The following is a 24,692-nucleotide window of genomic DNA, read 5'->3' as shown; positions in this document are numbered from 1 at the left end:
AGACGTCCAAAAATTAAGAAATTAAGCTTTTACAACTTCTTTTTTCATTGTTTTGTTTTTAGCAAGATTTACATGCCAAGAAAGTGCTTCCTCTAAAAGATGAGGCGTTTGGTGGTTACCTGTTGCCTCAACTGCACGGTTGTAGTAATCCCATAATTGTTCTTTGTAATCTGGATGTGCACAGTTTTCAATAATTAAAGGTACACGCTCTTTTGGTGCAAGACCACGTAAGTCAGCAATACCTTGCTCTGTTACAATTACATCCACATCATGCTCAGTGTGGTCAACATGAGAAACCATTGGCACAATCGATGAAATAGCTCCACCTTTTGCATATGATTTTGTAACAAAAATACCAAGACGTGCGTTACGTGCAAAGTCTCCTGAACCACCGATACCGTTCATCATACGTGTTCCAGATACATGTGTAGAGTTAACGTTACCATAGATATCTAACTCTAAAGCCGTATTAATTGAGATTAGTCCCAAACGACGTATAAGTTCTGGGTGGTTAGAAATTTCTTGTGAACGTAAGCAAATTTTATCGGCATATTTTTCTAAATTGCCGTATACTTTCTTCTGTAATTCCTCAGTCAGTGTAATGGAAGTAGCAGCAGCAAATTTAACTTTACCAGCATCAATCAGGTTAAATACTGCATCTTGCAGTACTTCTGATGCCACAATGAGATCTTCGAATTCAGAATCTGCGAAACCATCTAGTACAGCGTTTGCTACAGAACCGACACCAGATTGTAAAGGCATTAATTGTTTTGTTAGACGACCTGCTTTAATTTCATCACTGAAGAAGTTTAATAAAATGTTAGCCATTGTTTGTGTTTCTTCATCTGGTGGAACGATTAATGAAGGGGCATCTGGCTCTTCAGAAATAACAATTGCTTTAATTTTAGCTGGATCAACTTTGATACCAATTTCACCAATGCGTTGCATAGCATTGGTCATTGGAATTGCTTCACGATTACCTTGTTCACCTGGAACATAAATATCGTGGATACCAATTAAAGCTTCTGGGTGAGAAATATTTAACTCGATAATAATATTTTCTGCATATTCTGCAAAAATTGGTGAGTTACCTACAGAGTTTGTTGGAATGATTAATCCATCTTCAGTAATTGCAACAGCTTCAAGAATTAGATATTTAATTGGCCCGATAATTCCTTGACGTACTAGCTCAGCGTTATGAGAAAGATGAGCATCTACATATAAGACATCTCCAGAATTAATTAAATTACGGATACCTGCGTCCCCTTGGAATGGTCCACGTTTACGAATTGCACCAGCTTCTGCTAAGTACTTATCTACTTCTGGTCCTAATGATGCACCTGTATATACATCAATCTTGAATTCTTCATTTTTCGCGCGCTCAACTAATGCCATTGGCACAACTTTTGCGTCCCCAGCACGAGTAAAACCGCTCATCCCAACTACATCACCGTTAGAAATAAGTGCTGCTGCTTCTTCAGCAGTAACAATTTTACTCTCAAGTTCTTTTAAACCTAGGCGTTTTTGAACATTTGCATCCATAAAAAAATCCTCCCCTAAATAATTTTGATGGAAACCGATTACAAAACTAGAAAAAACATTTGAGAATTTTCTGTTTATTCAGTTGTAGTATGACTCCAACCATTTGAATAATACTATCACCAAATTGTCACAAAAACTTTAGAATTAGCATTAAATTGAGTAAAAAAAGGAAAATCGAGCATTAAGATGATTTTTCGACAGAGAAAACGTTTTATTGTAGAGTTGTATAAAATTAGAAAATTTCTACATTAAAAACTGTGTCAAAATTGTTAATGGAGGGGAGAGAAGTGGTCTCTTTTAACGCAAAAAAGAACAGCGAACAATTCATAAAATTGCTCGCTGTCTGTCCATATTAAAAACCTAGAGAACGACGGAAGTAGCTTGCATAGCGTTGGCTAACCGGAATGCGCGTACCATCTTTCATAATTAATAAAAACGTTGAGTGTGAATCTGGTTGAATTTCATCGATGAAGTCAATGTTAACGATATAAGAGCGGTGACAACGAATAAATGAGTCAGGTGCTAAAAATAGCTCTAGATCACTTAGGTTCAAACGGTGATAACCTTCACGAGTCATTGTTTTAACAAATGTTTTACGGAGTTGAGTTTCTAAATAAATCACTTGATCATGTTTGATTGGGTACCAGCAATCATCAATTTTGATGGTAATATAATTTGTTAAGAATGCTGATGGTTTTTGCGGGAAGATAGCAGTAATAGCTCCTTTAGTTTCGCCTTCCTCCATTAAAGGAATACTCATTCCATAGTAAGCGACACCAAAAACATCAGGTTCGATATATGAGCTGATTTTTTGACCATAGCTAAGTGCTTTGTGTGCGGCTGAACCTTCTTTAATCGGATCACCGGGCTTAATTTTTAAATCAACTTTTTTGCTTGGCTGGTAATACAAATATTCATTTGTATCAGAGATAGCAATGGATGTATTCTCAGGGAAGAACTCCTTAATTATCTCCATTATTTCTTCTATTTGTTTTGGATCCACTTTAAACACCTCGTCTAAACTTTTAAAAATAGTATTATCATCTATTTTACTACATATCCATATAAATTATATAGAGAAGATTTAGGAATAAAATAGAAAAATGTCGATTGACTCATTAAAATGGTGTAAGATGTCTTGTATAATTTGTAAATAAATTTATATAATGACTAATTTTTTTTAATAGGTATATGGTAAAATCTAATTGTTAGGAATAAGTTTACGAGGTTTCTACTATGCGTATGTGATAAATTAGAACTAGAGTAGCAAGTAAAATGTGGTTGAAAGGAAATCGCAGAATATGGTAAAATCCACTGTATAGTCTATTTTTTTTAGATTTGGTGTTTTAGTTGGGTTATTTTTGAGTTATTTTTAATAAAAAATTGTGAAATAGGACTCAGTTCTTATATTGAATAAGCAAATACTATTTTCTTATTTTTAATTCGTTGGGATTGGTGTCAGATTTTGTCATGCAATTCGTGCACTCTGAGGAAAGATGGGGAAGATTATGCAACTACATCAACATTCTATGTCAGAAACGATATCCAAAAGATACTTCCAAGAAATCGATAATATTAATCAATATATCGGTGTCGAAGAATTTTTTAATATTGAGTCGAAATTAATATTTGAAATTTACCATTTAGAATCTACCAAAGCGAAAAAGTCTTTGCATGAGTTAATTGATATTCTTTCAATCCGTTTTGGTAAGCAGGTCATTAAAATTGTTCGAAGTTATTTTTCCGTTTTATCATCAATTGTTGCCCGTAAACTGCTGGACAATCAAGTACCTTCGAAAAAAGCCTTTGCTTTTAATATTGCTTGTAACGATATGATAGAAAATCAGATGAAAGACGCAGAGTTTTTACAATTTGCGGATGATTTAATTGATTTCTTTGTTTACTTTATTGCAGATCGCAAACAACCGACTTTCCGACATCAGACGGTCAACAAAGTAATTATGTATATAAATGATGAACTTGAGAATGATTTAACTGTAGAAAGTATCGCTAATAACTTTCATATCAGTACTAGTCACTTATCACGTATTTTCAGAGAACATGTAGGTATTACATTAGTTGAGTATTTAAATGTTCGACGTGTAGAAGAATCACAATACTACTTACGACATACAAATAAAAGTATTACATCTATCTCAGATCAGTTCCATTTCTGTAACCAAAGTTATTTCACTCGTATTTTTAAAAAATATACTGGTGTTACACCAAAGCATTTCAGAGATGAACTTCATCATGAATTTTACCGTTTTGAAATGGCAGAGACTGAATTACAGAATGTTTAAATTTTGAGCATAAGATGTGAAAAGGTGCGAACGTTTAGCATGGCTAAAGCTCGCACCTTTTTTACGAACAACTGCGGTCTAAATTAGTAGCACTTGCTATTTGATAAAGGTAGAGCCTATAAGGTATACTTCACAGTAGTTGATAAATTATAGTAGGTGGAAAAATGAAAAATTTGAAACTCTTTTCAATGCTTGGTCTAGCTGTTTTTGTGCTTAGTGGCTGTCAAGCAGTGCAAAACAAAGAAGGTTTTTTCTATAGTATCTTTGTAAAACCTATGGAATTTTTACTGGAGTTTTTCGGGAATGATATCTTTTCAGGAAGCTATGGTTTAGCAATCATTGCGATCACGGTTCTAATTCGTTTAGTTTTAATGCCGATTATGTTAAAAAACTATCGTCAGCAGCAATTGATGAAAACGAAAATGGATGCGTTTAAGCCTGAAATGGAAGCCGTTCAGAAAAAAATGAAGGAAGCTAAGACAAAAGAAGAGCAAACACAATATCAACAAGAAATGATGGCTCTCTATCAAAAGCATGGCATTAATCCACTTAACATGGGTTGCTTACCGATGTTAATTCAAATGCCAATTATTATGGGACTTTATTTCTCGATTTTGTATTCTGCGGATGTAAAATCACATGAGTTTTTATGGTTTAGTTTAGGGTCACCTGATATCGTTATGACCATTATTGCAGGGATTGTTTACTTAGTCCAAGCGCGTGTATCATTATGGACTGTACCTGAGCAACAAAAGGCTCAAATGAAAATGTTTATTTATATTTCACCAATTATGATTGTCTTTATCTCAATGTCTTCTATGGCAGCTCTACCTCTGTATTGGTCTGTCAGTGGTGCATTATTGATTATTCAAACATATATTGGGCGTAAATATTATTCGGAGCATCCCGAAAAAGCAAAAAAATAAATTAAACAATGTCGAGGCGCCTCTGTTGCCTCGACTTTTTTAGGAGGTCAGCAAGATGAACAGAAAGTGGCTATCATCTATTCTTGTTGCAATTTTTAGTATTGCGGCACTCGTATTTATAATTATAGGGAAATTTAATTTTGCCGTACTTGCGATGACGATTATGTTCGCTTTATCAAATGGATTTAGAGCTAAAAGTTTTGCAGAGCAGGGCTATGTAAAAGAAGCGAAGTGGATGAAGTATATGGCAATCTTTTTTGCTATTGCTTCAATAGCAGTATTTGTCATTGTTCTAACAGACTAAATAAATATTTACATGGGAAATTCACACCTGAAAATGTGAACAGTGCTAAAATAAGATTATAACGAGTAATACAAAAAAATGGGTATTTTCAGGATGGCATGTTTTCAGAGCAATATCCTTGTTGTACCTGATATTTTAAAAGGGGCATAAATAGTGAAAAACAATCGTCTTCCGCTCATCATAGGTGCTTTGATTTCTATCGCGTTAATCGCAGCTATTTTTGTAGTCTATAACTATAAAAATGATCAAGTAAATAGTGCGACTGATGAGCAACCAAAAACAACAGAAACAAACGACTCTACAGAGAACGACTCTTCTGCAACAGAGGAGCCAGACAATACACCTGAAACACCTGCAGAATCAGAGCAGCAACTTGACGAAAACGGTTATCTACCAAATCAAACATTACCTACTGAACCAACCTACATAAATGGTATTTTGCTAGCAAATAAAATATATCCACTTCCTTCTACCTTTGCACCTGAAGAAAATCCAGAGGCACGACAAGCTCTAAATCAGATGTTAGCTGCCGCCAAGCAACAAGGATTTGATTTAGTTGCATTTAGTGGGTATCGTTCTTTTGAATATCAAACAACACTTTATGATAACTATGTAAAACGTGATGGACAAGCAGCAGCAGATCGATACAGTGCTCGACCAGGCTATTCCGAACACCAAACAGGCTTAGCGTTTGATATAGGAGAGCGTGGAAAAGAGGATGTATGGCTGACAGCAGAATTTGGAGAAACGCCAGCAGGACAATGGCTATTTGCGCATGCTCAAGAGTATGGTTTTATTTTACGTTTCCCACAAAATAAAGAAGATATTACAGGTTATATGTATGAATCTTGGCATTATCGTTATGTAGGCAAAGATATTGCAAAAGAGATTACAAAGCAAAATATTACGTTGGAAGAATATTTAGGAGTGAAATAAAAAGGGAAGAGATGCGGTTCACTATGAACAGGCTCTCTTCCTTTTTATTTTTATAAAATAGGCGTTAATAAACGTGAAATGGATTCTTTAAATTTAATAAGTGCTGAGCGGTTTTTATACATTTCCCATGTTAATTCCGTACAATCAAAAATATCCTTTTCAAATAGCTCTGCAAGTTGGTGCGATATGTTTGCATCATAGATGAAGGCATTGACTTCAAAATTCAGACTGAAACTTCGGACATCGATATTAGCTGTTCCGACAGTCGATGCCTCGTCATCAATAATAATGGTTTTGGCATGGATAAAGCCTTTTTCATAAATGTAGACTTTCGCTCCTGCACGTAATAACTGACCGGCATAGGAATAAGTAGCCCAATAAACGAACATATGGTCAGGTTTGTTAGGAATCATAATGCGCACATCAATGCCCGACAATGTTGCGATTTTAATGGCGTCTAAGAAGCTTACATCTGGGATAAAATAAGGTGTTTGAATATAAATATATTTTTTCGCCATATTAATAAGTTTTAAATAACCAATCTTAATTTGTTCCCAGTCTGAGTCTGGTCCACTTGAAACAATCTGTAAGCCAACATCACCCTTTTGCGGGATAGCAGGGAAGTAGCGATCAGAGTAGCCCATTTTCTGCTGTGCACTTGCTTGATTCCAATCGAGTAAAAAGCGAGTTTGCAGTGGATGCACCGCACTTCCTTCAATTCGCAAGTGAGTGTCTCTCCAATAACCGAATTTTTTTTGTAGCCCAAGATATTCATCACCGACATTAAAGCCACCAATATAGCCAATTCGACCATCAATGACAACAATTTTACGGTGATTCCTAAAATTTAGACGGGGATTGAGAAGTGGCAAAATGGATGGGAAGAAAACTTCTACTTCACCTCCAGCATTCAGCAATTCTTTAAAATGACGCTTTTTTACATTACGTGAGCCCATCTCATCATAGAGTAGACGTACCTTGACACCTTGTTTTGCTTTTTTAATCAGTGCATTCACGATACGTGTACCTAAGTCATCTAGACGGAAAATATAATACTGAATGTGGATATGATCTTTAGCTGCTTCAATATCTTTTAGGAGTTGTTCAAATTTATTGGCACCATCATCGAAAATATCTAAATGGTTGTCTTGTGTTAATACCGCATTGTTTGTTCTAAGGTGCATATAAATCATTTCTTGATAATTTTCTGCGTTTGCAATGCGAAACTCAAATGTTTCACTGCGAATGGCTTCCATTTGATAGCTAATGAGGTTATCTATCCCGATATCCTTACGCCCTTCCCAACGAAATAAATGCTTTCTTCGTAACTGCCTTCCAAGTAATAAGTACAAAATAAATCCAACTAATGGCAAGAAAAATAATACAAGAATCCATGCCCATGTAGAGGTAGCATCTTTACGTTCTAAAAAAATGATGGTCATGGCTAATAAAATATTAAAAAACAAGGTTAAAGGGACTAAATATTCTATGTCTGTAAAAATGCTCATTCCTACACCTGCCTTTACTATTGTTAACAACATACATAAGTATAGCCTACTTCAAAAGAAGAAAGAAGATATGAAATCTAGCTAGGTAGGAAAAGGATTATCTCTTCGATTTGTAAGGGATAATTCGCATGTTTTCGTTAGTAATTTTCCCATTGAAATAAAATATCGGAAAAATCCTTTCGAAGAAGCTTTTCTCGGTTAATAAAAAACTTGCCAACACCACAATCTGCCCACATAATTCCTAATTCATCATGAGAGTCAATTTGTAATAATAAGACATTATAGCGCTGAAGTAGCAAGGACTCTTGATGAATATCCTCATTTAAATAATAAGCATAGCCACCAATTTTAGCTCCCGCTCCTAGGAAGTGTTGCAAATAAATCTCTTGCACATCATCCATCTGGGAAGATAGGAGGAAGGGAAGGTGACGTTGTGCTCGATAATCTAGTGCAGAAATGGGTTCCTGTGTTAGCTGAAATTGTAAAGCTAATTCCTGACGAATAGGGAAGCCATCTAATGTAGTCGGTATAGAAAAGTGTGCCTGTTGAGAGTGGGCTGTACTGTCATTGACAGTTGGATAAAATCTTACTTTATAAAATTGCTGAAAAATGTCTTCGTAATAATTGACAGTAGTAGTTTTAAAAGTATTGGCTGAAATAAAAAACTGCAGTAATCCCCTTGAAGGAAAACCTAGTAGTGGTGGGATTTCGGCAAAATTAATTTGAGCTAATAATCTCATTGGCTCACCTGTTAAATCTTTTGGATAGGTTTGAAAAGAGGGGAGATAGGGTTCGCCAGCAAATTTACTTTCAGTTAACGTAGTGGAACGTTGGTATGGCTGAATAATGATTGTTGAAAGTAGCGTGTCTTCGATTTCTGAGCGAAAAGCTTCTAGCTCTTTAGGAAGTAAAAAATTGGTTGCTTTGTTCATGCAAACCCTCCGAATATCTCTCTAGGTCTTTAAAGTATAACAAGTTACGGTATAGTGAGAATCTATTCAAAACGCAATGATTTACTGGAAGCCTTATAGATAAAAATCAAACTTATCGAAAGAATGGCTATTGCTGCCGATATATAGTACCCGAGACTTGCTTGCATCGTAAATAACCAAGTGAAAAATAGTGGACCAAGAATACGTCCTAAGTTATCCATTGAATAGGAAAGACCTGCGGCAGTTCCATATTGTCCTCCAGATTCTTTCGAGGAGAGCGATACCACACACGTTCTAGCAAGTGCATTACCAGCTGTAAAGACACATAGGGCTAGACCAGCGATAAAAAGATTAGCTGTGAGTGTGAATAATAGCATACCGATTGCTGTTACAATTTGAGCACCGATTAACCATGTTGTTTCGCTGCCATTTTTTATACGTCGAACAACGCCACCTTGAATGGCTGCATCAACGAAACCACTAAACATAAATAAATATCCAATTTGTAATGGTGTAATATGAATTTTTTCGATTTGGAATAGTTGGAAAGTAGCCTCAACACCCGCTAGCATAAAGGTTACTAAAAATGAAAACATAAATAAGTAACGCACACGGTACTGTAGCATCTTGCTAGCGCCTTTTGGTACAATAGCACGTTTAGTTGAATCTTTCCGTTTTTCAGGTTCTTTTAAGACGAAACTTGCATAAATAAATAATAGTGCAATTAATGATGCGGATGCGATAAATGGTAATTGCAAACTATAATGGCCTAGCACCCCACCGATTGCTGGACCAAAAATAAAACCAAGACCAATGGACATGCCCATAAAGCCCATATATTTATTACGATCCTCTTCACTGGACATATCTGCGATAAATCCTGTTACTGCTGTATACAATGCTCCTGAGAATAAACCACCTACAATGCGTGAGACATACAAAATAGCTAGGTTATCTATAAATAATGAAAAAATAACAAAACTAAGGCTAAAACCAACCAGACCTGTTAAGATTAGTTGTTTACGTCCTATCTTATCTGATAGCATGCCCCAAAATGGTGCTGTAAAGAAACTTGCAAGTGAATATACGGTTAGTAAACCACCGACGTGGAGATCATTCCAATTTTGCTGCACAATCACCTCAGGTAAGACAGGAATAATAATGCCAAATCCTAGGTAAACGAGAAATTGAACAGACATCAATAATAAAATTGCCTTTTTCATACAGTTCCCTGCTTTCATACAATATTTCACTATGTACATTCTACCCTTCTTGCTCTTACGATGACAAGAATACGGATGGAGAAACATGGTGGAGATAGTTATTAATTGAAGATGAATAAAATATAGTGATTGTGGTTATTTTATAAGTGTTTGGTGGTATAAATAATTTACAATGTAACAAAAATGAAAAATTTTATATGTAAGTTAAATGGTATGATAAATTTGTCAGACATCTTACTCGTAGAAAAATGAAACTTTTTTGTTCCCTAAAACGTTATATAAAATCGAGGAAAGATTGAGGTGGAATGTATGAGGAAAGAAGTAGATTTGAAAAAGATTGTTTCGAATTTATCTAAGTTGGGTGTAACAGCCACTGTAACAAAGTCTCGACTAGAACTTTTAAAAGTGCTAACACCACCAACGCAGACTCCGCAAGTTCAAGCTTAACTCGTTTACAATAGGAAAAGGGAAGTCTCAATGCGCGAGACTTCCCTTTTTCTATATTTATTCATCTTCATCATGTGTCGTAAACATGTACGTTCGATAATGGAACCGCATACTAAAGACTAGCCCAATGGCTAAAGCATTGCCCATTAAAGAACTTCCTCCGTAACTAATGAACGGAAGCGGAATACCTGTAATTGGTAATAACTGAATAGTCATGCCTATATTTTCGAAGACGTGGAAAGTAATCATGGCAATAATACCTGCACAAACATATGTTGAGAATGGATCTTTCAATAAGAGCGTTGTCTTTGTTAAGTGATAAATTAATAAGAAGAAAACACAAATAACAATACTAGCGCCAATAAATCCCCATTCTTCACCGATAACAGTAAAAATGAAATCGGTATGGTTTTCTGCTACATATACCTCTCGATTTCGGAACCCCTTACCAAAGATCTCTCCTGACCCAATAGCATTTAACGATGTTATTAAATGATAGCCTTCGCTAGATGAATAGGAATAGGGGTCTAGCCAAGAATAAATTCGAGCAAATTGATAAGCCTTTAAGCCGAACGTTTTTTCTAGGAAATCCTGCATATAAAGTGCCATCCACAGTAGGGTGCCACCTGCTACCACTCCACCTAAAAAGGTCGGTAGAATGATTTTCCAAGAAATTCCGGCTACGATGATAAGAGCAGCAGTAATCGCAAAGAATACAAGAGCAGAACCAAGGTCAGGCTGCTTCATAATGATAGCCAATGGTATGATGAGTGTGATACCAATTTTCCCTAGTAGTAGGAAGTCCGTTTTTACTGATTTTAACGAATAAACTTCATGATGCTTACTGATTAGTCGTGCTAGTGCTAAAATGTAAAAAGTTTTCATAAACTCAGAAGGCTGAATATTTCCAATCGGCGTATGATACCAGCTTTTAGCACCATTAACGGGTGCACCGATTTGACCTTCTCCTTCAGGCATAAAAATAAGCAGTACCAATAAGGCAATCCCTGCTCCATACATATACCATGACATTTTTTTATATTGATCTGGCTCAAAAAACATGACGATGCCAATAATTACTGCACCAATAACATACCATTGCATTTGTTTAGGTACGTAGTTAATGCCATATTGACCCGATGTCTGGGCAGATGCAATAGCTAACAAACTGATGACTAGAAAAGTGAAAAGAATAAAAGCGAGGGTCCAGTCAAAACGGTTTGCGAAATTTCGTTTATTTTCCATAAAAGCCACCTAAATTAAAATAGTATCTCAATATGAGTAAATATGATGCGAATCTTCCAATTTCGTTTATAATTGTTCAAAGAAGAGAGCTATTGACCAGTAGAGTGTATGAGATAACTCATATCTATTGATAAGCTTGCAACTTGCTTTGAACATTGTCAATGGAATTTTCAGCAATACTTGTACTCATTGAGTAATCTTAAATTAATATGCAAATGCATGTTTAACATTCCTATTATAACGCAAAAAATACTTTTATGCCTGTGCATATAGTTGGGACGACAATTAACATAAAATGTTTCAAAAAAATCATGTTTAGACTTATAATGTAGTGAAGAATGGGGTGATGGTTGTGGCTAAAAAATTAAAGTCAGCTGATGATTTTATGTATCATATTTATGTTCATATGAATGATGTAGATAAATTTGTCATTTTTAGCGGGTTAAAATTCCCGCAATTTGTGGCTGCACTTGAACCACTGCATCACTTACTGTTATTAAAACATTCCTATGAAGACGGTTCTTTTAATATGCATACACAATTTGAATATGTCTTGGAAGATGAAGTTCCTCGTTTTGTGAAAAAATCAGCAGAGTCAAAGGAATTGTGTTGGGTTGATTTTATGGACGAAAAGAGGCTAGATCATTTGACACCAATGGAACAAGGAGAATTGCTTTACATAAGTCATAAAAAAGAACCGATTACGTCTGCATTTTTTAACAAATTACAAAATAGATTTGTCTATTATTCTTCAGATCAAGAGAAGATGACAAAAATTTATTTTCGTCATTTAAGTGATTCGGATTTATTGGTTGCCAATGTATTTAATAGTCTAATTCGTGAAAAGGAACGGAGTACTGGTTTTTGGCGTCGAAAAGTAAAGGCGAGTATTCCATCTATATCGCCCGATTTTTTACGATCTTACCGATCCTTTGCTAAGGACGGTGCGTTACTATCTTTGTACAGAATTGAAAAGCCAAAGGTAGCCTATGGCATAGAAGTTCGCAACCTATCAGAGTATTCATTTCCTGATGAAGTTTGGGATGACTTAAATACGATCCTGAAAACGGAACATGATGAATTAATTTATATTATTTAATCTTCATATCAGTAATGATTTTTGCGAAAAAGCGACTATCAAATGAAGATCAGTTGTTGGCAGATATGCCGAATTTTGAATTGAGCCTAGACAATTTAAAAATTAGATGCAACTAAGGCATAATCGATGAAATGTCAAAATCTCACCGTCAAAAATTACGGTGAGATTTTTATGTCATTTGTCAAGACGTTTCATGATAAACTAATAGTACTCAAGAAGTATGTGGAGGGCACAAAAATGAAAAAAAGAATCGGTTTATTATACGGCGGAAAGTCAGCGGAGCATGAGGTGTCATTATCGACAGCTCGTGCAGTCACTGGAGCTTTGAATTTCGAGGAGTATGAAGTATATCCGATTTTCATTACATCTGACGGGGAATGGCGACGTGGAGAACGTTTAGAAAAACCTGTAAGTGCAATAGAAGAATTACAATTTGGTGATAATGCCACAATTTTAGAAAATAATATTACTGATTTTTTAATCGATGAAAAAGGCAATGCGGTGCAGTTTGATGTTATTTTCCCATTGTTACATGGAACAAATGGTGAGGATGGAACTGTGCAAGGATTACTGGAAGTACTGAATTTACCGTATGTAGGAAACGGTGTATTAGCATCTTCAGCTGGTATGGATAAAGTGGTGATGAAGCAATTATTTGAAATTGCAGGCTTACCACAAGTGCCCTATACGTATTTTATTCGTAGTGAGTGGAAAAACGAGCAACAGACCATCATTGAACGATGTGAACAGGGCTTGAGTTGGCCGATGTTTGTGAAGCCTGCAAACTTAGGTTCAAGCGTTGGGATTAGCAAAGCAACTAATCGTGAGGAATTAATAAAAGCAATTGAGATTGCTCTGCAATATGATCGTAAAATTGTTGTAGAACAAGGTATTATGGCTCGCGAAGTTGAACTAGCCGTGTTAGGCAATGATTATCCTGAAGTTTCGGTGCCAGGCGAAATTAAACCAGTCACTGAATTTTATGATTATGACTCGAAGTATAAGGACGGTTCTACAGCCCTTATTATTCCAGCGGAGCTGCCAGTGGAAACTGTGACAAGCTTAAAGGAATTAGCAAAACGTGCATTTAAAGCAATAGATGGTAGCGGTTTAGTTCGTGCCGACTTTTTTGTAACGGCTGAAAATAGCGTTTACATCAATGAAGTGAACACAATGCCTGGTTTCACGCCTGTAAGTATGTACCCATTATTATGGCAACATACAAATGTGAGCTATCCAGAGCTGATTGACCGTCTCATTAAGCTAGCAATCGAACGTTACGAAGAAAAACAACAGCTTCACTATAAAAAAGACTGAGTGGGATTATTGTGAAAAAAACATTAAAACAATTAGCTGCATGGTTAAATGAGGATATGGCTGCTTTTGGCGATACCGTTGTATCAGGAATTTCTATCGATACAAGAACAATTCAACAAGGAGATCTATTTGTGCCATTTCGTGGCGAGCAAACAAATGGGCATCAGTTTGTTGTTCAAGCATTTGAGAAAGGTGCGGGAGCTTCACTCTGGCAAAAAGATGAACCAAATCCTCCAGAAGGTTATCCTTTACTATTTGTGGATGACTCAGAAGTAGCTTTACAGGAAATGGCAAGAGCTTATCGTAATGAACATAAGGCGAAATTTATCGGCATTACAGGTTCAAATGGTAAGACATCCACAAAGGATATTTTAGCGGGTACACTTGCGCCATTTTTTAAAGTACAAAAGACTATTGGGAACTTTAATAATCAATTAGGGTTACCTATTACAATTTTACAGCTTGATGAAAATACAGATGTTGCTGTTCTTGAAATGGGTATGAGTGGTTTTGGTGAAATTGAATTTTTAACGAAGCTTGCTCGTCCACATATGACGGTTATTACAAATATCGGCGAGGCTCATATGCAGGATTTAGGGTCACGAGCAGGTATAGCAAAAGCAAAATTTGAAATTATTCAAGGGATGCAGCCTGACGGTCTATTATTCTATGATGGTGATGAACCGCTGCTCCAAGAATTGGTGGCCAAGGAACAGCACTTACAAGCAGTGCCGTTCGGATTAGAGCCAGGTAATCTTTTATACGCTGAAAATATTCATGCTAATGCGGATGGCAGTCACTTTACTACGCATGGAATCATTGAAGGCGACTTCTTTATTTCAGTTCTTGGTAAGCATCAAGTAAAAAATACATTAGTGGCGATGTTAATTTCTCATAAGCTAGGTTTAAACAATGAACAAATTCGTACATCCTTAGAGCATGTAGTCTTAACAGATATGAGGATGCAACAAGTACAAGGAACAAATGGAGCACTATTTATCAACGATGCCTATAATGCAGCACCAACCTCGGTGAAGGCTGCTATTCAATTTATGGCTTCCTCTACAATTCGACCTGAAAAATGGCTTGTGTTAGGAGATATGCTGGAGCTTGGACCGAATGAGCAAAGTTTTCACGAAGGGCTAGCAGCATATATAAATGAGCATGAAATTGATTATCTCTGCTTATTTGGCCCTCGGATGGCATATCTTTATCAAGTATTAAAAGAGCGCTTTGAGAAAGAACGTTTACTGTATGTAGCAGATGATTATACGGCTATTATTGAAAAGCTAAAACTAGCGAATGAATCATCTATTGTTTTACTTAAAGGCTCGCGTGGTATGAAATTAGAGACGATCTTAAATGCATTTACGTCACAGTAACCAATGAATCGGTGGGATTAAGCTCACCGATTTATTCATTGTTAAACGAGGTGAGGACGTTGTCAGTAGGTGTACTATGTATTCATGGATTTTCAGGTGGACCTTATGAAGTGGAGCCATTCACAACATACTTACGGGCACAGACAAATTGGCTAATTGTAGAGCCGACGTTGTCAGGGCATGGAGAAGAATTACAAATGAGTGGTTTTACAGCGAAGCATTGGTTAATGGATGCCGAGCTTGCCTTTCGATCATTAGCTAAAAAAGTAGATGAGGTAATCGTCGTTGGTTTTTCAATGGGGGGAATCATAGCATTATATTTAGCTAAACGTTATAAAGTAAAAAAACTCGTATTATTAAGTGCTGCTGCAAAGTATGTCAGTCCCAAACAGTTAGTCAATGATTTTAAAGTGCTTGCTACAGAGGCTTACCACCGTAATTTGACGAATAACGAACTTTTTTTACGATACCATCATAAGTTTAACAATGTGCCTTTAGCATCCACAATAGAATTTATGAAGCTGGTTAGAATGGTGGAACCTTATTATCAACATATTCAAATTCCTGTTTATATCGTGCAAGGGAAATTGGACGGAATAGTGCCCTATCATACGGCGCAATTCCTTTTTGATAAATTAGCCTCAAAAGATAAAATTTTGTATTTTTCTGATAATGGCAAGCATCATATATGTTTTGAGGAAGATTGTTCTGAATGGTTTCCAAGGGTTTTAACGTTTTTAAGGGATAAATAAAGTAGTCAGATTATTACGACTCATGCGTTATCGTTGCATAGGATTTAAAGCCATGTTAGACTAGTGTAAGCAATGGATACATTTTGTGCGAAGACTCTTCATATTTGGTTGAAGGGTACTTTTTTTTGAACACAACGGTTTTATTCTAAAGTGAATAATTACGACAGAATCGAACCGCTCGGTAAAGACCGGGCTTTCCTTTTCATATAAGAGAGCTCTATATGGACTATCATGTAGAGAAAATTTTTAAGTAACGGAAACGTTCCACTACACAGGCTCGAATTTGCCGACAACTTCATCTGAAAATGTAACCATTTGTCAACTTAAAAGGAAAAAAAGGAGATTGAGAAGTTTGACAAATTTTTCAGAATTAAATATTAGCGAATCTACATTACGCTCAGTAAAGCGTATGGGATTTGAAGAAGCAACACCAATCCAAGAAGGTACTATTCGTTTTGCGATTGAAGGCCGTGATGTATTAGGTCAAGCACAAACAGGTACTGGTAAAACTGCCGCTTTCGGGATTCCACTAATTGAGAAAATTGATCCAAAAAACCCTAATATTCAGGCGTTAGTTATTGCTCCAACTCGTGAGTTAGCGATTCAAGTTTCAGAAGAGCTATATAAAATTGGCTATGACAAGCGCGTAAAATTATTATCAGTATACGGAGGTCAAGAAATTGGCCGTCAAATTCGTGCACTGAAAAATAGACCTCAAATCATTGTTGGTACACCAGGACGTATTATTGATCATATTAATCGTCGTACGTTAAAATTAGAAGATGTTCAAACATTAGTATTGGATGAAGCAGATGAAATGTTAAACATGGGCTTTATCGATGATATTAATTCAATCTTAGAAAACGTGCCTTCTGAACGTCAAACATTACTGTTCTCAGCAACAATGCCACCAGCAATCCGTAAAATTGCAGAAACATTTATGCGTGATCCAGAAATTGTGAAAATTAAAGCAAAAGAATTAACAGTTGATAATATCGATCAATATTTTGTTAAGTCTGCTGAACGTGAAAAATTTGATGTTTTATCTCGTTTATTAAACGTTCACCAACCAGAGCTTGCTATTATTTTTGGTCGTACAAAACGTCGTGTAGATGAGCTTGCACAGGCCCTATCTATTCGTGGCTATTTAGCTGAGGGTATTCATGGTGATTTAAGCCAGGCGAAGCGTATCTCCGTATTACGCCAGTTTAAAGAAAATAAAATCGATATCCTTGTTGCGACGGACGTTGCCGCTCGTGGACTTGATATTTCGGGTGTAACACACGTCTATAACTTTGATATTCCTCAAGATCCTGAATCTTATGTTCACCGTATTGGACGTACAGGTCGTGCGGGTAAATCAGGTCTTGCCGTAACATTTGTAACACCTCGTGAAATGGGTTACTTACGTATTGTAGAAGAAACAACGAAAAAACGTATGACACCTCTTCGCCCACCAACAACTGATGAAGCATTAGAGGGTCAACAACGTTTAGCTGTGGAAACACTGGAAGGTCTTATTGCTAATAACAATTTAGGCGATTACCGCACACTTGCAGCGGAAGTACTAGATAATCATGAAGCAATTGACGTTGTTGCAGCTGCTCTACGTTCATTAACGAGAGAGCCTGATGATACACCAGTAACAATCACAGAAGAGCGTCCATTACCAATGCGTCGTGAGCGTTCTAGCAGTAACCGTAGTGGCGGTGATCGTGGCCGTGGTAACCGTAGCTTTGGTGGCGGACGTCGTGACGGCGCTCGCAGTGGAGAACGTCGCAATAGCGGTAGCAGTAGCCGTCGAGAAGGCGGACGCCGTGAGGGAGGTCGTAGAGAAGGTGGACAAGGTCGTTCTCGCTCTCCACGACGTCACGAAGGTTAATTTTAACCGAATACACTAATTCTTTATGATAAACCTTACAGTCATAGTGGCTGTAAGGTTTTTTTTCAGCTATAGTTGAAACAAAAAGGTGAGTAAATCCGTATACACCTAATGAAGAAAGAGGGGGGAACGATATTGAGAGCACAGCCGATTCATCAAATTTCCCGAAAAGGGTTAACTGTGTGGCGTTTATATGGAGTCATACAAACACTGGTGTTATTCATTGTAGCGGGGCTAGTAAGCTATGGTACATATTATTTTGAATGGCCGTCATTTATTTACTTCATAGCTGGGGGAGTTGTAGTTCTAAGTGCAATACTATCCATTTTTGTATTCCCGAAAATAAGATGGGAACGATGGCGTTATGAGGTTCGTGAACATGAAATCGAAGTACAACATGGTTTATTTGTTGTGAAACGTACATTAATACCGATGGTACGTGTTCAACATGTTGATACAACACAAGGACCGATATTGAAAAAATACGACTTAGGTAATATTTCAATTTCAACAGCAGCAACTGTACATACGATTCCTGCGCTTGTTATGGACGAAGCAGATATACTTCGTGCTCGCATCTCTGATTTAGCAAGGGTGGCGGAAGATGATGTCTAAAGAAATTAATCGTTTACATCCAGTATCTGCAGTTATTACGAGCGTTAAGGCATTAAAAAGTATGATATTACCAATTGCTATTATTATCATAGGAAACGGCTTTAATTTTTCTTTGAATTTTCATAGTGATCATTTTTTTGATACCATTTTACTTTTTGGTGTATGGGGAGGCGCGGCACTTCTTGCACTTATTGGGGGCATCATAAAATGGCGGACATTTGTTTATTGGTTTGAAGACGGGGAGTTACGCATAAAGTATGGATTGTTTGTTAAAAAGAAGCGTTATATTCCTTTTGAACGTATACAAAGCTTAAATTATAACGAGGGGATTTTTCATCGCATTTTTGGTTTAGTGAAAGTTCAGGTTGAAACAGCAGGTAGTAAGGGAGGTAAACCTGAGGTCGAACTGACAGCAATCCGTAAAGCGGCAGCAGATGTTATTGAATTAGAAATGCGTCGGGCTAAAAATGGGGTAGATCAACAACAAGATCAGGAAGAAATCCAAGTGATAGAGGAAGCTGTCTCCATTCCAACGATTTACCATATGTCCATACGTGATTTACTCGTTTTAGCAACAACATCTGGTGGGATCGGTGTCGTACTATCAGGTCTTGCAGCAATTGCTTCACAGTTTTCCGATATTATTCCTTATGAAACAGTATTTCATGAACTAGCTGATTTTGTGAAAGTCGGTGCATTTTTAGTCGCTTTAACAGCGATGTTCGTTTTAATTGTAGCTTGGGTTGTATCAGTGGTCATCACACTGATTAATTACTATGATTATACAGTCCGAATTGAAGAAGAAAAATTGATTATCACCAAGGGACTTTTAGAGAAAAAGCGTATTACTTTACCGCTGAATCGAATTCAAGCCATTCGTATTGTTGAAAACCCTTTGCGTCAATTAACAGGCTTTGCAACGGTGGTCGTTGAAAGCGCTGGAGGTAACGGTGAAGATGGGAATGATAAAAAGATTACTTTGTTTCCACTCATTAAGAAGCAGGATTGTTTGCACACATTAGAGCAGCTTTTCCCAGATATGAATTGGCATCCTTCGTTTATTCGATCACCAAAAAGAGCAAGACCATTCTTCTATCGAATTGATTTTATTTGGCTAGTTCCAATTATGGGTGCATGTAGTTATTACTTTTATCCGTATGGACTGTTGTCATTACTGTTAATTCCGTTAACAATTCTAATCGGAATATGGCAGCATAAAACAGCAGGCTATCAAATTGATGGAAAGCAACTGGCTATGCAGTATCGAGTATTTAGCCGTATTACATTGATTGTGGAGAAAAAGCGAATTCAATCTATTCAAAGTACACAATCTTACTTTCAAAAAAGAAAAAATGTTATGTCTATAAAAGCAACAGTCATGTCTGGAGCAACTGGTACAACGGGAAGTGTATCAAGCTTAGAGCAAAAGGATGCAGAAACAATCTTAACTTGGTATGAACATTAATGAACTAAAAAGCTAATCCTTTCAATTTTATGGGAGGATTAGCTTCATAGTGTTGAAAAACAAAAACATTTATATAGAATTTTTTCGAAAGGTGAAAATGGATTACTGTTGCAGGCTACTTGCTTTCATGTGGGCGAGTGCCGAGCCGCTTCCTCCGTGCAGGGGCTCGACTGTCTCGCTATCCCACGGGAGTCAAGTAGCCTTCCACTCCAATCCATGAAAATGGTACCTTTTTAGAAAGGTTTTCTAATAAAGTGAAGTATTCACTACTCTTTATGGAGGGGTGTTGCCACTCATCACTTCTCCACATCGAACATAAGAGGCCATCCTTTCTCCAATCATACAAATAATGAGCTATTTTATTTACTACGGCTCATCGGACGCTCCCTGGAAAGAACGCTAACGGAAGGGAAATTAACTCCTAGCCTTTCGAAATGGCTGTTTCTGCCATTGACATCACCTTTTTTCAACAACATGAAGCTAACCCTTTCAATTTTATGGAAGGATTAGCTTTTTTAACTGTAAATATATGTGAATGCTGTTTATAATAAAATAAATAGAACAAAAGGGGTGGGGGGACTTTGTTTAAATATGATATTAATGAAAGCGCTTATTTAAAGCTATTAGACTTGAGTGATGTAGATGAATTATTTGCTTTAACTGACCGTTCAAGGGATACATTACGTGAATGGCTGCCATTTGTAGATAGTGTTAAAACTGTAGAAGATACAGAGCAATTCGTTAAAAAGGCTATGCAACAATATGCTGATCATAATGGTATACAAGCAGGGATTTACTATGATGGAGAGCTTGCAGGCGTAATTGGCTATCATCAAATCAACTGGCAGCATAAATGGACAAGCATTGGCTACTGGCTAGGAAATGAGTTTGTGGGGAAGGGGCTCGTAACAAATTCAATGAAAGCATTGATTGATTATGCTTTTAATTATTTAATGTTAAATCGTATTGAAGTACGTGTAGCGGTAGGGAATATTCGCAGTCGTACAATTCCCAAAGTATTGGGCTTCCATGAAGAAGGGCGTTTAAGGGATGCAGAGTGGCTTTATGATCATCATGTTGACCAAGTTGTTTATGGCTTAACCGCCGCTGAATGGAAAAAGGTTAAGATGGCAAATGAGGCCACTGTGATTTTATAGCATGTATTCGTTCTAATGAAAAAGGAGCAACTCCATGATTGAGCTGCTCCTCTTTTAAGTTTTATGGTCTACCCGACATCTTTTGTTTACGCCAGCTTAAAATTCTTTTTGGGTGTAAATAGACAAGTCCAAGAATGAAACCTGTTACTAAACCGCCTAAATGTGCATAAACATTCACATTTGGTTGAAGAAATGTCATGATGACACTTATGATGATGATTGGTAAGATGAGCTTACGAAGCATTGGCATTGTACGACGTGTATAGTAAACTAATGCCCCAAAAGCACCAAAAATTCCAAAAATAGCCCCACTTGCACCAAGACTCGCATAACTACTATCATAGAAGATATAGGTTGCCATGTTGCCTACAATACCTGAAACCAAATAAATTGTGATGAAGCGTGCTTTACCTGCGATTTTTTCAAGCTCTGGACCAAAGAGATATAAGGAAAACATATTAAAAAACATATGCATAAATCCTGCATGTAAAAACATTGCGGAAAAGACACGCCACCATTCACCATTTTGAATCAGGAAATTTGCTTGGATTCCGTAATTCCACAAGAGTGTTCCGACGCCGGGTATAAGAGACAATACATAAAGCGTTAAGTTAATTGCTATTAAAGTTGAAACAATAGGGTAATACTTTGTATATTGCTTAAAATTTTCTGTTCTACTAAACATGGCTCCACCTCAATTTACAATTATTATACATGCCTTGTTGGAAATAGGTAAAGGAGAAGGTCACATGATTAAGGGAATTGGTCTCGATATTGTAGAAATAGATCGTATTGAAAAAGCCATGAAACGTACAGATAAATTTAAAGATCGCATTTTAACAGTTAAGGAAAAAAAATTATTTGATGGTCATTCAGAAACTCGTAAAATAGAATTTTTGGCAGGGCGATTTGCTGCTAAAGAAGCATTTTCGAAAGCGCTAGGAACAGGCCTTGGGGAACAATGTAAGCTTCATGATATGGAGATATTAAGAGGAGAGGCTGGCAATCCCGTCTTATATTTTAAGGAAGAGCTTGTCAATGGATTTGTTAGTATTACGCATTCTAAACAATATGCGGCTGCTCAAGTAATCTTATTAGAATAGTACTTAACTTGTCTAAAAGGTTGGCTTATAAATTTAAATATATTGCCCTTTCTTCAAATGACATAACTGACAAATACGGTTCATATATTGTCGTAGTGGATTTGAAAGAAGAAAGGGTGAAAGCGTGGGCAACCGTATAGTTAAATGGCTCGTCTTACTTTGTACGATATTACTTCTGTCGGCATGTGGTGCAGCCTCACAGGAAAAAGTGTTGAAGAAAGTGAATGGTAAATGGGCAGAAACAAATGGTTATGAGTTAAATGCATCGATGGAGATTAAATCTGGTGGTGAGCCAAGAAATTATGATGTGACAGTATGGCATACAAAACCTGATTTCTATCGAGTAGAAGTAGTCGAAAGTGGGAAAGATGTTTCTCAAATGATTGTGCGTAATGCTGATGGCGTTTTTGTAGTAACACCGACATTAAACAAAATGTATAAATTCCAAAGTGACTGGCCAAAGAAAAATAGTCAGGCTTACTTAATTGGAGCGCTAGCAGAAGATTTAGCAGAAGATAAAAATCTTGTCATGAAAGAAGAAGAAAAAGCATATATATTTGAAGCGGCTACTAGAAATAGCTATAAAAATAGTATGCCTCATCAAGTCATTACGGTAGATAAGAAAACTTTATTGCCAACCTCTGTAGCGATTATGAATGATGTGAAGGAAGAGCAAATTCGTATCACATTTAAGAAAATAAAATTAGGTGTGCAACATGCTGCAAAAGAGTATGCTGTTGAACAATTCACTGATAAAGATAGCACGAAAGGTGAACAAGCTACACCTGCTGACAAAGAGGGGCAAGAAGGAAAAGATGAAAAAGAAGCAGTTGGTGCAGAAGTTGAATATCAAGAATTCCAAACACATTATCCTGTTCTAAATTGGGCACAATTAGCGAATGAAAAAGTTGTGCAAGAAAATGGTATGGAACGTGTTATCCTAACTTTCGATGGTGAAAAGGCATTTACAGTTATGCAGCAACCAGTAACAAAGGAAAATTCAATGTTACCAGTATCGTCACCTGGTGATCCAGTTGACTTAGGCTATACAATAGGAGCTATTACAGATACATCGATTAGTTGGGAAAAAGATGGTGTTGAATTCTTTGTAGCTTCAAGCAAGTTGACGCGAGAAGAGATGATTGAAGTTGCTACATCTATGACGATAAGTAGTATGAAGTAACTTTGCTAGCTACAGCTTTCAGGAATATGAAAGCTGTAGCTTATTGACAATATGAAATAAGATCTCACTGTTTAGAAAATGTTAAGTTATTTCCTTTAAAGTGAGAGTTCTGGAGAATGGAACAATAACATTGTGTGGACAAGCTAAATAGACGTACTAGAACAAATGTATGTCATACATAGTGTTTTAATTAAAAATAAAGAGGGTATTCTTATGAAGACACAGCAGTATTTTCGACCAACCAAAGCAATGATAGACTTGCAAGCAATCCAACAGAACGTTAAAAATTTAAAAGAATTTTTACAACCTAATGTTCAAATTATTGCTGTAGTAAAGGCAAATGCGTACGGCCATGGAGATGTAGCCGTTGCACGGGCGGCACTTGAGGCTGGTGCCACAATACTTGCAGTGGCAACGCCCGACGAAGCATTACATATACGAGCACATTTTGAAGAACCAGACATACTAATATTAGGTGCATCTCCTGTTTCCTTTGCTCCTTATGCAGCACAACAGCGTATTATTCTTACAGCATTTGCTAGTGATTGGATTCAACAAGCAGCTCCTCTTTTAGTGAATGAAGAACTTCCTTTGCGTCTACATATAAAAGTAGATAGTGGAATGGGGAGACTAGGCATTCGCTCAGAGCAAGAGCTAGTAGAACTATACGAAACCATACAGTCTACAGCTAATGTGGAGCTAGATGGCATATTCACTCACTTTGCGACAGCGGATGAAGAAAATTCGACACATTTTAATCAGCAAGTGCAGTTTTTTGAGAAGTGTTTATCAGTCATGCCTTTAAAGCCGCGACTTGTTCATGCATCTAATACGGCAGCTTCATTAGTGAAAAATTCACACCTACAGTATGATGCTGTTCGATATGGGATATCGCTGTATGGATTATCTCCTTCTCCCTATGTGGAAAGCATTTTACCATTCCCACTAAAGCCTGCCTTCTCGCTTGAGAGTGAACTTGTTCATGTGAAGCAAATCAAAGCAGGTGAATCAGTTGGCTATGGCGCTACGTTTACTGCTCAGACGGAGACGTGGATAGGAACTATTCCGATTGGCTATGCAGATGGCGTAATTCGTAAGTTAGGTGGACAAGAAGTATTGGTTGATGGACAGAAAGTGCCGATTGTTGGACGAATTTGTATGGACCAATGTATGGTTGCGCTACCAAAAGCATATGCTATAGGTGAGAAGGTAACACTCATTGGTCAACAAGGACAGCATGTGATTTCCATCGATGAGTGGGCTACAAAGCTTGAAACAATTAATTATGAAATACCATGCATTATAACAGCAAGAGTTCCTAGAATATACTTTTAATGAACCTTCATTAGAATTAGTTACTGATACACAGTA

The 24,692-nt window shown here is 36.8% G+C and carries 23 protein-coding genes; 16 read left to right on the top strand and 7 right to left on the bottom strand.

The window, feature by feature from the left end; all coding sequences use genetic code 11:
* Positions 1 to 21: 21 nt before the first annotated feature.
* Both MKY46_RS21200 and MKY46_RS21195 read right to left on the bottom strand, forming a co-directional pair.
* Complete coding sequence (locus MKY46_RS21200; protein ID WP_036119187.1) at positions 22 to 1,542, bottom strand: succinate CoA transferase; 1,521 nt, start codon at positions 1,540 to 1,542, stop codon at positions 22 to 24.
* A gap of 352 nt (positions 1,543 to 1,894) precedes the next feature.
* Positions 1,895 to 2,545, bottom strand: a complete 651-nt coding sequence (locus MKY46_RS21195; protein ID WP_036119184.1) for a LytTR family DNA-binding domain-containing protein — start codon at positions 2,543 to 2,545, stop codon at positions 1,895 to 1,897.
* A gap of 505 nt (positions 2,546 to 3,050) precedes the next feature.
* Between MKY46_RS21195 and MKY46_RS21190 the strand changes: the two genes are divergently transcribed.
* The 4 genes from MKY46_RS21190 (at position 3,051) to MKY46_RS21175 (ending at position 6,011) form a co-directional block, all read left to right on the top strand.
* The gene (locus MKY46_RS21190) at positions 3,051 to 3,845 is read left to right on the top strand and encodes a helix-turn-helix transcriptional regulator (RefSeq protein ID WP_036119181.1); all 795 of its coding nucleotides are present in this window, start codon (positions 3,051 to 3,053) and stop codon (positions 3,843 to 3,845) included.
* Positions 3,846 to 4,009: 164 nt separating this feature from the next.
* Complete coding sequence (yidC, locus tag MKY46_RS21185; protein ID WP_036119178.1) at positions 4,010 to 4,771, top strand: membrane protein insertase YidC; 762 nt, start codon at positions 4,010 to 4,012, stop codon at positions 4,769 to 4,771.
* A gap of 55 nt (positions 4,772 to 4,826) precedes the next feature.
* Complete coding sequence (locus MKY46_RS21180) at positions 4,827 to 5,075, top strand: hypothetical protein (protein ID WP_141904297.1); 249 nt, start codon at positions 4,827 to 4,829, stop codon at positions 5,073 to 5,075.
* 153 nt (positions 5,076 to 5,228) lie between these two features.
* On the top strand, positions 5,229 to 6,011 hold the full coding sequence (locus MKY46_RS21175; RefSeq protein WP_340835321.1) for a M15 family metallopeptidase: 783 nt from the start codon (positions 5,229 to 5,231) through the stop codon (positions 6,009 to 6,011).
* Between the two features lie 50 nt (positions 6,012 to 6,061).
* Here MKY46_RS21175 and cls read toward each other — a convergent pair whose 3' ends face one another.
* The 3 genes from cls to MKY46_RS21160 all read right to left on the bottom strand — a co-directional run bounded on the left by cls (position 6,062) and on the right by MKY46_RS21160 (position 9,674).
* Positions 6,062 to 7,519: a cardiolipin synthase gene (gene cls, locus MKY46_RS21170; protein WP_036119229.1), complete on the bottom strand. Its 1,458-nt coding sequence runs from the start codon at positions 7,517 to 7,519 to the stop codon at positions 6,062 to 6,064.
* Positions 7,520 to 7,656: 137 nt separating this feature from the next.
* Positions 7,657 to 8,451, bottom strand: coding sequence for a YwqG family protein (locus MKY46_RS21165; protein ID WP_058844728.1), 795 nt, complete (start codon positions 8,449 to 8,451; stop codon positions 7,657 to 7,659).
* Positions 8,452 to 8,513: 62 nt separating this feature from the next.
* Positions 8,514 to 9,674 carry an MFS transporter gene (locus tag MKY46_RS21160; RefSeq protein ID WP_058844749.1) on the bottom strand — a complete coding sequence of 387 codons (1,161 nt, stop codon included), beginning with the start codon at positions 9,672 to 9,674 and terminating at the stop codon, positions 8,514 to 8,516.
* A gap of 309 nt (positions 9,675 to 9,983) precedes the next feature.
* Here MKY46_RS21160 and MKY46_RS21155 point away from each other — a divergent pair, with 309 nt between their 5' ends.
* The gene (locus tag MKY46_RS21155; protein WP_164908744.1) at positions 9,984 to 10,121 is read left to right on the top strand and encodes an Lmo0850 family protein; all 138 of its coding nucleotides are present in this window, start codon (positions 9,984 to 9,986) and stop codon (positions 10,119 to 10,121) included.
* A gap of 57 nt (positions 10,122 to 10,178) precedes the next feature.
* Here MKY46_RS21155 and MKY46_RS21150 read toward each other — a convergent pair whose 3' ends face one another.
* The gene (locus MKY46_RS21150; RefSeq protein WP_036119166.1) at positions 10,179 to 11,366 is read right to left on the bottom strand and encodes an FtsW/RodA/SpoVE family cell cycle protein; all 1,188 of its coding nucleotides are present in this window, start codon (positions 11,364 to 11,366) and stop codon (positions 10,179 to 10,181) included.
* A 346-nt stretch (positions 11,367 to 11,712) separates the two neighbouring features.
* On the opposite strand from MKY46_RS21150, the gene MKY46_RS21145 reads away from it, so the two are divergent.
* The 8 genes from MKY46_RS21145 (at position 11,713) to MKY46_RS21110 (ending at position 21,035) form a co-directional block, all read left to right on the top strand.
* On the top strand, positions 11,713 to 12,465 hold the full coding sequence (locus tag MKY46_RS21145; RefSeq protein WP_036119163.1) for a hypothetical protein: 753 nt from the start codon (positions 11,713 to 11,715) through the stop codon (positions 12,463 to 12,465).
* 237 nt (positions 12,466 to 12,702) lie between these two features.
* The gene (locus MKY46_RS21140; protein WP_101966904.1) at positions 12,703 to 13,782 is read left to right on the top strand and encodes a D-alanine--D-alanine ligase; all 1,080 of its coding nucleotides are present in this window, start codon (positions 12,703 to 12,705) and stop codon (positions 13,780 to 13,782) included.
* Between the two features lie 11 nt (positions 13,783 to 13,793).
* The gene (locus MKY46_RS21135; RefSeq protein WP_036119153.1) at positions 13,794 to 15,164 is read left to right on the top strand and encodes a UDP-N-acetylmuramoyl-tripeptide--D-alanyl-D-alanine ligase; all 1,371 of its coding nucleotides are present in this window, start codon (positions 13,794 to 13,796) and stop codon (positions 15,162 to 15,164) included.
* A 59-nt stretch (positions 15,165 to 15,223) separates the two neighbouring features.
* Entirely contained in the window at positions 15,224 to 15,916 is a 693-nt protein-coding gene (locus MKY46_RS21130) for an alpha/beta fold hydrolase (RefSeq protein WP_141904302.1), read from the top strand.
* Between the two features lie 352 nt (positions 15,917 to 16,268).
* On the top strand, positions 16,269 to 17,798 hold the full coding sequence (locus MKY46_RS21125) for a DEAD/DEAH box helicase (RefSeq protein WP_036119145.1): 1,530 nt from the start codon (positions 16,269 to 16,271) through the stop codon (positions 17,796 to 17,798).
* Between the two features lie 135 nt (positions 17,799 to 17,933).
* Complete coding sequence (locus MKY46_RS21120; RefSeq protein ID WP_080717038.1) at positions 17,934 to 18,413, top strand: PH domain-containing protein; 480 nt, start codon at positions 17,934 to 17,936, stop codon at positions 18,411 to 18,413.
* On the top strand, positions 18,406 to 19,878 hold the full coding sequence (locus MKY46_RS21115) for a PH domain-containing protein (RefSeq protein WP_036119139.1): 1,473 nt from the start codon (positions 18,406 to 18,408) through the stop codon (positions 19,876 to 19,878). Before MKY46_RS21120 ends, MKY46_RS21115 begins: the two co-directional genes overlap by 8 nt.
* Positions 19,879 to 20,459: 581 nt before the next feature.
* A complete protein-coding gene (locus tag MKY46_RS21110) occupies positions 20,460 to 21,035 on the top strand; it encodes a GNAT family N-acetyltransferase (protein ID WP_036119132.1) in 576 nt (191 codons plus the stop codon).
* Between the two features lie 61 nt (positions 21,036 to 21,096).
* On the opposite strand, the gene MKY46_RS21105 is transcribed toward MKY46_RS21110, so the two are convergent.
* Positions 21,097 to 21,720 (bottom strand): rhomboid family intramembrane serine protease, encoded by a 624-nt coding sequence (locus MKY46_RS21105; protein ID WP_036119129.1) that lies wholly within the window; start codon positions 21,718 to 21,720, stop codon positions 21,097 to 21,099.
* Between the two features lie 64 nt (positions 21,721 to 21,784).
* Between MKY46_RS21105 and acpS the strand changes: the two genes are divergently transcribed.
* The 3 genes from acpS (at position 21,785) to alr (ending at position 24,656) form a co-directional block, all read left to right on the top strand.
* A complete protein-coding gene (gene acpS / locus MKY46_RS21100; protein WP_036119125.1) occupies positions 21,785 to 22,138 on the top strand; it encodes a holo-ACP synthase in 354 nt (117 codons plus the stop codon).
* A 124-nt stretch (positions 22,139 to 22,262) separates the two neighbouring features.
* On the top strand, positions 22,263 to 23,321 hold the full coding sequence (locus MKY46_RS21095; RefSeq protein ID WP_036119122.1) for a LolA family protein: 1,059 nt from the start codon (positions 22,263 to 22,265) through the stop codon (positions 23,319 to 23,321).
* A 213-nt stretch (positions 23,322 to 23,534) separates the two neighbouring features.
* Positions 23,535 to 24,656 (top strand): alanine racemase, encoded by a 1,122-nt coding sequence (gene alr, locus MKY46_RS21090; protein WP_036119117.1) that lies wholly within the window; start codon positions 23,535 to 23,537, stop codon positions 24,654 to 24,656.
* Positions 24,657 to 24,692: the final 36 nt, after the last annotated feature.

The sequence above is a fragment of the Lysinibacillus sp. FSL M8-0355 genome (assembly GCF_038008985.1).
Lineage (GTDB): Bacteria > Bacillota > Bacilli > Bacillales_A > Planococcaceae > Lysinibacillus > Lysinibacillus fusiformis_D.
This window is presented reverse-complemented; position numbering and strand designations above follow the sequence as displayed.

Coding starts and splice junctions, on each gene's coding strand:
- MKY46_RS21200 (WP_036119187.1), bottom strand. CDS start 1,542: ATGGATGCAAATGTTCAAAAACGCCTAGGTTTAAAAGAACTTGAGAGT.
- MKY46_RS21190 (WP_036119181.1), top strand. CDS start 3,051: ATGCAACTACATCAACATTCTATGTCAGAAACGATATCCAAAAGATAC.
- yidC (WP_036119178.1), top strand. CDS start 4,010: ATGAAAAATTTGAAACTCTTTTCAATGCTTGGTCTAGCTGTTTTTGTG.
- MKY46_RS21180 (WP_141904297.1), top strand. CDS start 4,827: ATGAACAGAAAGTGGCTATCATCTATTCTTGTTGCAATTTTTAGTATT.
- cls (WP_036119229.1), bottom strand. CDS start 7,519: ATGAGCATTTTTACAGACATAGAATATTTAGTCCCTTTAACCTTGTTT.
- MKY46_RS21165 (WP_058844728.1), bottom strand. CDS start 8,451: ATGAACAAAGCAACCAATTTTTTACTTCCTAAAGAGCTAGAAGCTTTT.
- MKY46_RS21160 (WP_058844749.1), bottom strand. CDS start 9,674: ATGAAAAAGGCAATTTTATTATTGATGTCTGTTCAATTTCTCGTTTAC.
- MKY46_RS21155 (WP_164908744.1), top strand. CDS start 9,984: ATGAGGAAAGAAGTAGATTTGAAAAAGATTGTTTCGAATTTATCTAAG.
- MKY46_RS21150 (WP_036119166.1), bottom strand. CDS start 11,366: ATGGAAAATAAACGAAATTTCGCAAACCGTTTTGACTGGACCCTCGCT.
- MKY46_RS21145 (WP_036119163.1), top strand. CDS start 11,713: ATGGTTGTGGCTAAAAAATTAAAGTCAGCTGATGATTTTATGTATCAT.
- MKY46_RS21140 (WP_101966904.1), top strand. CDS start 12,703: ATGAAAAAAAGAATCGGTTTATTATACGGCGGAAAGTCAGCGGAGCAT.
- MKY46_RS21115 (WP_036119139.1), top strand. CDS start 18,406: ATGTCTAAAGAAATTAATCGTTTACATCCAGTATCTGCAGTTATTACG.
- MKY46_RS21105 (WP_036119129.1), bottom strand. CDS start 21,720: ATGTTTAGTAGAACAGAAAATTTTAAGCAATATACAAAGTATTACCCT.
- acpS (WP_036119125.1), top strand. CDS start 21,785: ATGATTAAGGGAATTGGTCTCGATATTGTAGAAATAGATCGTATTGAA.
- alr (WP_036119117.1), top strand. CDS start 23,535: ATGAAGACACAGCAGTATTTTCGACCAACCAAAGCAATGATAGACTTG.